Consider the following 8,077-nt stretch of genomic DNA (forward strand, 5'->3'; position numbering starts at 1 on the left):
GGATTAATTAAGGTGATTTTCAACATTTAGCAGTTCATTATTCAGCATTATTCTCGACTTCAAAAACGAAGCAAGTTTTTCCACGCCTTTATCAATATCATCCAGCGACAGGTTGGAGAAGGTTAATCTCAAATCATTTTCCCCTCCTGACTTCAGGTAGAAATTTCTCATCGGACAGAAAATCACGTTAAAGTTGCTGGCGCTCTCATATACACTCTCATTGTTGATTAGGAAAGGGACCGTCATTTTTATAAAGAAGCCTCCATCAGGCTCATTCCAGTTGACTTCAGAAGCCCAGTCATTTTTATATGCCCTGATGTATTTATTCAATGATTTAATCATGTGATCCCGCTTCCGCTTATAGCTTTCAAATTTTGGTTTACTCCATTCGTTTAAGCTACAGTTTAAGTCCAGCAGTACGCCTCCAAGTATGGCCTGGTTAATTGTGGAAGTATTGTTTGTCAGTTGTGCTTTGACTTTGGCCAGCTCATCAGATAAAGCAACAGTGATCCCCAATTCATTTTCAATCTTTTGATTTGCCCCTATTATCCCTAGCCTTAAACCCGGAAACAGAGATTTGGAGAAAGAACCCACGTAAATCACCCGGTTATTGAGGTCCAATGATTTTAAGGTTGGGTTTTTCTTCTGAGCATAAGTAAAACTGTTATAAACACTATCCTCAATAATTAAGAAATTATATTGTTGCGCCATTTCCAGCAACAACAGACGATTGCCAATTGGCATACAGGTTCCCGAGGGGTTTTGATAATCCGGAATGACATAAACCAGTTTAACCTGTTTACCCTGACCATTCAGTTCGATCAGTTTACTTCTCAGCTCCTTTAAATCAATTCCGTCATCATCAATTTTTATTCCGGCGATGTTATAGTCAAAGACTTTTGCAAAAGAACTCACGCCGATATAACTGGGATCCTCCACCAAAATCACATCATTACTCCGATTGCATATCGTGGAAATAATGATAGAAAATGCTTCCTGAGCACCAACAGTAATGAGGATATCTTCCGTATTTAAAACAATGTTCTCGTCGTTCTTCAGGTATTCCACTATGACATCACTGATGATACCTTTTGTTTTATTGTATTGCCCGATACCATTGACTACGCTCTTTCTGCTTCTCCCCGTCCTGGACATGAGGTGAGTTACATAGACTTCAAACTTTGATATGTTGCTCTCGATTTCAAAAAAATCTTCATCCGGCTGACCGGCAACAAATGAGATTGCGTTTGGGAATTTATATTGTACATCATTCAAAAACCCGATCACATTGTTAAAATTTATACCAATGTTTTTATTTAAGGAGTAGTTCCTTAGCATGCAATCGGCATAAGGTAAAGAGAGGTGTTCGATGAGTTTCATCTCCAGGGTATCGAGACAATTGAAGAGCTCGTCAAAGGAGTTGATCACAAAATATTCCTTCTGCAGGCTATATGGACTAAATTCCGTGGCAAAGATCAAATCAATATCAAAGGCATGTTTAGGAATATTGACATCATTCATGTTCAGAATCTCCTCCGATGAGGTGATAATCGCACCACCATAAGGCTTCCGCTCCCCATCTTCAAGAATGATCCCCATTTCATAGGTAAACCAGTAAAGTCTCCCCAATAAACTAATGGCCCTATCGTTATTTGCATACTTTAAGGCAATGGTACAATAAGCCGTTAGAAATTTGATAAACTTTTCATTGGTCAACATAGGGATATGACCACAGATGTCATGGAAAATATCCGGCTGTTCACTGAATTCCAGTTCATGAGGTTTCCTGATAGAAATGGTTACAGGATATTTTTTGTTAATGAGCATATAAAAGAAATCCTTCGTAGGGATTAACCCGTTAACACCCACCAGCGACCAGCCTGATAAGGACTCCAGTTTAGCGCTGATAGACTCCAGATTTACAATCTGATTTTCATCTAAATTTAGTTTTAAATAACCTTCGAGATATTCTTTTGAAATTTTCTGACTACAGAGCGCTTTATGTCTGTCTATAAGTAATCCCCATGTTCCATGATCCTCGCTTAAGTAGGTTTTGTAATCTTGATAAACAATTTGATTTTCCATTCGTTAATTTTACTACGGGTTATATTAATCTGACTAACTACATAAAATATTCATAAAAATTTCTACTACAGACAAATCTGAATTCGATCACCTATAGTTTACAATCTAACTTACCAAAAATATTTGTAAGTTAAAAAATTTTACCAGGATTCATAATTCCATTAGGATCAATAAGATTTTTAATGCTAATCATTAAATTAAGCTCAGAATTCGACAATTGTAAGGGCAAAAATTCTTTTTGCAAAAACCCAATACCATGTTCTCCTGAAATGACACCTCCCTTACTAATGGCGAAACGATAAATCCTGGTTAAAACTTCATTTAAAATCAGCGGGTCGACCAACCCTGATTTTTTGTCAAAAACTAAATTCGTATGCAAGTTTCCGTCGATCGCATGACCAAAGGAAATCACCTCAATATTACTTTCCATACAGATTTGTTCAACCCCCCACACATAATCACACAAGGCCGACACGGGTACACAGGCATCGATATCGCGGTAATACTTATGATCCGCCGTTAATGCGTTGCCAATATTGACCCGAAGTTCAGCGATCGCTTTTTTCTCCGGCAGCGTCTCTGCGACCAGGACATCCCTCTCTGTATATTTTTCCAGTATGGCGGAGGTGGTTAGCAAGGAATGCTCCATTTCAGCATCACTCAATTCCTGTAAACTGATCAGTAGCTGGGCCTGAATATCCGGATCCGTAAGCGGTAATTTTTTCTCCATATAGGCGGTAGTGAGCTGAATTGCATTTAAAGAAATTAACTCTACACCTGAAGGAAAAACACTGGAGCCTTTAATTTCCAGGATTGCATGGCAGGCATCTTCAAGGCTTTTAAACCCTGCCAGTAACATTACTTCTGATTTCGGTTTGGGCAACAACTGATAAACAATTTTGGTGACGATGCCAAGTATACCTTCACTTCCGACAAACAATTGAGTCAGGTTCAGCCCGGTCACATTTTTGGAAACATTCGCTCCTGTCCAGATGATTTCCCCGGAAGGTAACACCACCTCCAGATTTAAAACATACCTTGATGTGGTTCCGTATTTACATGAATTTATACTACCTGAATTTTCAGCCACATTTCCACCTATAAAAGAGCTGAAACTACTTGTGGGACGTATCGGGAAATAAAGGCCATGCTCCTCCACGGATTCGCATAAATCTGCAGTAATCACACCAGACTCAGCGAGCACATAACTGTCTGTTTTATTGATTTCAATAATTTTATTTAAGCGTTCCAAAGAGAGGACAACGCCAGCCTCCAATGGCAATGCCCCACCTGTAACACCAGTCCCCCCACCCCTGGGCGTAATAGGTAAGGAATACTGATTGCACAACTGCACGATGTTTGAAATTTCCTGAGCAGAAGCCGGTTTGATCAGAATGTCAAAATTAAAGTTAAGGTTCAGCGTCTGATCCCTTTCATAGTGGTATAAATCATCAGGATCGGTCAACACATATTGATCTCCGGATATTTCCTTAAAAAGAGATACGATATGTGCTAAATCTATTTTTTCTTTTTGAATCATTTTCATCTAAATTCTATCTTTTACATCATACAAACAGTCTATTCTTTGAGCAGAATCGGCACAGATCAGGTCAATTAAAGACATTAAATGGCCAACATATTTATCCATAGTATCTTCCCCATAAACCGTTCTGTTATACCTGATGATGACATATAATTTATCCTGCATTTCAGTAAAGTCAAATGTCAGATCAAATCTGCTTTTGAACTTCATTTTACCTGGATAGGCAGTTATTTTGAGCTTTCCAAAGTTTGTTTGTTCACTGACGATTCCAGTCATATTGTGCAAAACCACCATTACATTAAACAGGGGCGCGCTGCCCTTACGGCCAACCGCTGCTAAATCATCTACAAGATTGTCAAATGGATAAGCCTGATGTTTAAAGCCCTCGAGTGTTACTTCTCTAATCCTGTTAAACAAATCATCATAACTATCTTCGGGCTCAAATTTGAACCTGAGTGGCAGTGTATTTACATAATAGCCGATTTGGTTTTCTAAATCTATATGCTCCCTTCCTGACACCAATGTGCCGACGATAAGGTCCTGCTTTTCAGTATAAGCACTCAACAATGCATTTACAATAGTCAAGACTCCCATAAATAAACTTCCCCCATTCTTCTGACTCAGGGCCTTTAGTCCATGGTACGAAGGGGAGTCAATCACCAGATTTCTTGTCCCCCCGTTATATGGACTAACCGCAGATCGGTTTTCCGCTTCCGAAGGCCTGAAAACAGGCAACTCTCCGGAGAACTTTTCTAGCCAGTAGTCTTTATGATCCGCAAAAGAATTGGCTTTCAGCTTTGCTTGTTGCCAGACCGCGTAGTCTTTGTATTGTATCCTTAAAGGGCTCAACTGAAGGTTTTCTCCTTTTAATAAGGCGTTATAATATAAAAACGTTTCTTTGATCATGATGCTCATGGACCAGCCGTCTCTAATAATATGATGCATATTATAGGCAAAAACCCATTTGTGATCTTCCATTTGAAAAAGATGCGTTCTCAAGAGTGGTCCGGTTGTCAGATCAAAAATTTCAAAAGCATCTTTCTCTAATAACTCATCCAATAATTCCTGTTGATCACCCAGCAGCCTTAAATCTCTAAAAACGAGACTAATTCCTGCTTCGGGCCCGGAAAGTACAAATTGACGAACTTCTCCACTTTCATCTCTTCTAAATACCGTCCTCAGCATTTCATGACGCAACACTAAACTTCTTAAGGCCCCTTCTAATGCATTCCGGTCCAGCGCTCCTTCCAATATTTTGACATCAGGTAAATTGTAGGAAATACTGGTTTCATAAGACTGACTTAAAGTCCATAAACGACGCTGTGCCGACGACAACACGTAATTTTCTGCTGGCGGGACCGGATCTATAGTTGAAAAAATTTCCTTTTCTTCCTGGCCGAGCAGGAAACCCTGTTCTTCCAATGTAGCAAGTTCAAACACATCACGCAAAGTGATTTTTACGTCAAACACTTTATGTAACTGATTGACCAGTCGGGTTGCTTTTAGGCTATCCCCTCCCAGTTCAAAGAAGTTGTCTTTCAGTCCGATATTTTCTTTGTGGAGAATCTGTTCCCACAGCGCCACCAACTTTATTTCCACTTCAGTTTCAGGAGCTACGTAGGCCACCTTCTGATGACCATCTCCAGGCTTCAGCTCGAGCAAAGCCTGCTGATCGACCTTGCCATTGATGGTCAATGGGATGCTTTCCACCTGCACATATTGAAAGGGAACCATATAGACAGGTAAACTGTTCATTAAATGCGACCGCAGTTCAGCTCCGCTTAAATCCCTGCTGCCAACCACATAAGCTACCAGTTGCTGAGCCCCGGATTCATCCGGATTTAGCAACACCACGGCAAGCTCCACATCCGCATGCTGCTGCAAGCCATGTACAACCTCCCCCACTTCAATCCGGTAACCATTGATTTTCACCTGATCGTCTTTCCTGCCCAGGTATACCATATTCCCATCGGAAAGCCATTTTCCCAAATCACCCGTTTTGTACATCAGCGCATCCGGGGCATAAGGATCAGGAAGGAATCTCAACTTGGTCAATGTCTCATCATTCAGGTAACCTTTGGCCAACCCCGATCCGGAGATATAAATTTCCCCCGTAGTACCTGGGGGACAAAACCCAAGCCTGTCATTCAACAGATAAATCCGGGTATTGGAGATCGGTTTACCGATTAAAACAGACATCCCTTCACTCAGCTCGCTGACCATACAGCCCACTGTAGCCTCGGTAGGTCCGTATTCATTATAGATCCGGATAGATGGATTGATCTTTTTTAGTATCCCCACCTGTTCTTCAGTCAGCGCTTCTCCTCCTACAATGGCCACACTGACCGTTGCGGAACTGAGCTCCAGGTATTTTAAGACATTGATGTGGGAAGGGGTCAGCTTAACGCTGTTGATCCCTGAAGAAGCACCAAAACTATGCCGGAGTATCGCCGACAATTCCTCATACTGCTCATAAATAAACAACCGCCCGCCCTGTGTCAGCGAACAAAAAATACTCGTTACAGTGAGGTCAAAAGACAAAGAGGTGTACAAACCGAAACAGACGGCCGTTATTCCATCAAAATAATGGCTGTTGGCCCATTGTATGTAATTGGAAAGACTGCCATGGCTGATGGCACATCCTTTTGGAATTCCTGTGGAACCGGAGGTATAGATCACATAAGCCAGGTCTGAACTGCCTGCGACAGCTTTAAAGCTTTCCGGAATCACCGCATTCAATCCTGCCAGTTGTACATCTATGGCGAAAACAGGTCCGGAAAAATAATCCAGATCGAAAATATGATCGGTCTGTGTAATTAAAACCCGGATCCCGGTATCGGTGCTCAGAAATCCTTTTCTTAATTTGGGATAAGCAGGGTCAATCGGAACATAAGCCGCTCCGGATTTTAAAATCCCCAGAATAGCGATCACCATCCACTCCGTCCGCTCCAGTTCTATTCCAACGAGCTCATTCGCTTTAATATCATAAGTCTGATGAAGATAAAAAGCCAGCTGATCCGAAAGTACATCCAGCTCCTGATAAGTAACCGATCGGCCAGACATCGAAAGGGCGATCCCCTCAGGATTCTTTTTCACCTGTTCAGCGAAAATACCCAGCAGCGGCCGATAGGAAAGATCTGGTCCCTGAGGTATATTAAAATCAATCAGCTGCCGTTCTTTTTCTGCTGCCGTCAGGATGTCCAGTTCAGCAACCGGCAAGCCGGCTGAGCTTAAAACAGCGGTCAAAAGATTTTCAAAATGAGTGGAAAGGGCTTCGACAACTGATCTGTCAAAAAGATCGGAATTGTATTCCAGGGATAAACCTAAGCCCCCGTCCAAATCATTAAAGTAAAATGTCAGGTCGAACTTACTTGCCAAACTCTCCTCCGCCATATAATTTCGCACCTTCAGTTCTGCAAGACCTTGAGGTGTTACAGTGACATCTGTCTTCAGGCTATGAAAATCTACCAGCACATCAAACAAGGGGTTGCGGCTCATATCCCGTTTCAGGTTGAGTTCTTCTACAAGTTTGTCGAAAGGATAAACCTGGTGATCGTAAGCATCAAGGGTGACTCCTTTTACGCCCCTGAACACTTCCAGGTAACTGTCCTTTCCACTGAACCGGTTGCGCAATGCCAATGTGTTGACATAAAAACCGATCTGTCCTTCCAGGTCGGCATGTTCCCTGCCGGCAATCGGACTACCAACAATGATGTCCTCCTGACCGGCATAATGATAGAGCAATACATTCACTGCAGCTATAAGCCCCATGAACAAAGTCCCTCCTTCTTCCTGACATAACAAACGCAGTCCTTCAGTCAGTTTAGTATCGATCTTTTTAAAAATGAGGCCTCCATTATAGGTTTTCACCGGCGGCCGCAAACCTTTAACAGGCAGATCCAGCACAGGAAGCTGACCTGAAAACTGGTCCATCCAGTAATTCTTATGAATATGAAGCTGATCACCGCTTAATTCCGACTGCTGCCAGGCTGCATAATCTTTATACTGAATCCTTAAAGGCGCCAATGGCATTGCTGCTCCGGCCACATAAGCATTGTACAACGACAACAATTCCCGTATCAATACGCCCATAGACCAGCCATCACTGATGATGTGCTGAACCACATAGCTGAACACCCACTGATGATCAGTAAGCTGGTAAAGACCTGCACGAAGCAATGGATAACGGCTCAGGTCAAAAGGACGGCGAAATTCTGCAGTGACCCGTTCTTTAACCACTTTATCACGATCCGTCACAGCTCTGAAATCCTGGTAATCAATCTTAAAATCTACCGACTCAAAAGGCAGTATAAACTGGCGTACTTCCTCCGTTTCTTCCGATTCCTTAAATACGGTCCGAAGAATTTCATGACGTTCAATCAGCGTTAGAAACGACCGTTCCAATGCCCCAATATTTAGCGCTCCTTCAAAAACATATACTCCGGGGAT

The 8,077-nt window shown here is 42.0% G+C and carries 3 protein-coding genes; all 3 read right to left on the minus strand.

What is annotated here, in order from left to right:
- Positions 1-3 precede the first annotated feature (3 nt).
- The gene (locus BLQ87_RS14400) at positions 4-2,085 is read right to left on the minus strand and encodes an aminotransferase class I/II-fold pyridoxal phosphate-dependent enzyme (protein ID WP_074607849.1); all 2,082 of its coding nucleotides are present in this window, start codon (positions 2,083-2,085) and stop codon (positions 4-6) included.
- A 130-nt stretch (positions 2,086-2,215) separates the two neighbouring features.
- Positions 2,216-3,631, minus strand: coding sequence for an FAD-binding oxidoreductase (locus BLQ87_RS14405; RefSeq protein WP_083361874.1), 1,416 nt, complete (start codon positions 3,629-3,631; stop codon positions 2,216-2,218).
- Positions 3,632-8,077: non-ribosomal peptide synthetase (locus tag BLQ87_RS14410; RefSeq protein ID WP_074607851.1), on the minus strand; the 4,446-nt coding region annotated here is incomplete at its 5' end. It abuts the gene before it with no gap.

Origin of the sequence: Pedobacter steynii, from assembly GCF_900103665.1 — a bacterium.
GTDB classification, from domain to species: domain Bacteria; phylum Bacteroidota; class Bacteroidia; order Sphingobacteriales; family Sphingobacteriaceae; genus Pedobacter; species Pedobacter steynii.